Source organism: Bacillus cereus group sp. Bc010 (genome assembly GCF_027716745.1).
GTDB lineage: Bacteria > Bacillota > Bacilli > Bacillales > Bacillaceae_G > Bacillus_A > Bacillus_A pacificus.
In genome coordinates, this window is record NZ_JAQFUY010000095.1 from 1 (window position 1) to 1810 (window position 1810).

Here is a 1810-nt window from a genome sequence, read left to right on the forward strand (position 1 = left end):
ATTACAGCCCTTTCCGAACGGGAAAGCCCATCGCCTTTAGGCATGGGATGAAAGTGAGGTTGGATACGGAGTACCACTAAAAATCGCTAAGTTTGTGGTACTTTAAGTATCCAAAATATTGGTATCTTTTGTGGTGTAGTTTAAAAGTAAAACTGATACAATGTGAATATGATAAATGATTATAGAAGAACCAAAACAACTGTGTCATTAATTAACTACCATTTTGTGTTTTGCCCGCGATACAGAAGAAAGATTTTTCTTAACACAAAAGTAGAAGAACGTTTCAAAGAGTTGGTTCAAGAAATATGCGGAGAAATGGATGTTGCTATTGTCGCAATGGAATGCGACAAAGACCACGTTCACTTGTTCTTAAATACACTACCAACACTTAGTCCTGCTGACACAATGGCGAAAATTAAAGGAGTGACATCGAAGCGTTTGAGAGGAGAGTTTCCTCATCTTCAACACTTGCCAAGTCTATGGACACGTTCCTATTTTGTTTCTACTGCTGGAAATGTATCGACTGAGACAATTAAACAGTATGTTGAAAATCAAAAGACGAGGGGGTGAAAATTGTGTCACAAACAATCACAGTCAAAGTTAAATTGCTTCCAACAAAAGAACAAATTCAGTTATTGGAACAAAGTAGCTATGAGTATATCAAAGTCATTAATACACTTGTATCTGAAATGGCTGAAGCGAAGAAGAGCACTAAGAAAAGTACAAAAGATGTTGAAGCTAATCTTCCAAGCGCAGTGAAGAACCAAGCAATTAAAGACACTAAAAGTGTGTTTTCTACAAAGGTGAAAAAAAGTAAATACAAAGTTATTCCGATTCTAAAGAGACCTGTTTGTGTATGGAACAATCAAAACTATTCGTTTGACTTCATGCACATTTCAGTTCCACTCATGGTAAATGGAAAATCAACTCGCTTAAAGGTTCGTGCTTTATTAACTGATAAATATAATCGCAATTTTAATTTGTTAACACACAAGTTAGGTACACTTCGTATCACGAAGAAATCTAATAAGTGGATTGCTCAAATATCTGTCACGATTCCTACAAATGAAAAAACAGGAACGAAGATTTTAGGGGTAGATTTAGGTCTTAAGGTCCCTGCGGTAGCCATCACAGACGATGATAAAGTTCGTTTCTTCGGCAATGGTAGACAAAACAAATATATGAAACGTAAGTTTCGTAGTGTTCGTAAGAAGTTAGGTGAAAATAAGAAATTAAATGCCATTCGACAACTTGATGATAAAGAACAAAGATGGATGCAAGACCAAGACCACAAAGTAAGTCGTGAAATCATTGACTTTGCAACCGATAATAACATTTCTGTTATTCGTTTAGAACAACTAACGAATATTAGACAGACGGCAAGAACAAGCCGTAAAAACGAGAAAAATCTACACACTTGGTCATTCTATCGTTTAGCACAGTTCATTGAATACAAAGCGAATTTAGTTGGTATTAAAGTAGAATATGTGAACCCTGCTTATACAAGTCAAACATGTCCGAAATGTTCTGAAAAGAACAAAGCACCAGACAGAAAATACAAGTGCCGATGTGGATTTGAGAAACATCGTGATATTGTTGGGGCGATGAATATTCGCTACGCAACTGTGATTGATGGTAACAGTCAATCAGCCTAAGATGCTATACGCACTGTCTTAGGAGGGGCAATGAGATGCCCTCATCTTGAAGTCTGTTCAAAACAGAAATGGACTGCGAACGTTTAGTCATTCAAGAATCCCACCCGTCAATCCGTAAGGATTAGGGCTTGCGACTTTAGTCGTGGGAGTCTCAA

Annotated in this window: 2 protein-coding genes; both read left to right on the forward strand. The window is 37.1% G+C overall.

Annotated elements, in window-relative coordinates:
* Positions 1 to 168 precede the first annotated feature (168 nt).
* On the forward strand, positions 169 to 570 hold the full coding sequence (gene tnpA / locus PDQ68_RS28515; protein ID WP_000606465.1) for an IS200/IS605 family transposase: 402 nt from the start codon (positions 169 to 171) through the stop codon (positions 568 to 570).
* Positions 571 to 575: 5 nt separating this feature from the next.
* Positions 576 to 1655, forward strand: coding sequence for a transposase (locus PDQ68_RS28520; RefSeq protein WP_270787171.1), 1080 nt, complete (start codon positions 576 to 578; stop codon positions 1653 to 1655).
* Positions 1656 to 1810 lie beyond the last annotated feature (155 nt).

Excerpts from the sequence above, each read along its gene's own strand:
- tnpA (WP_000606465.1), top strand. The coding sequence starts at position 169 with ATGATAAATGATTATAGAAGAACCAAAACAACTGTGTCATTAATTAAC.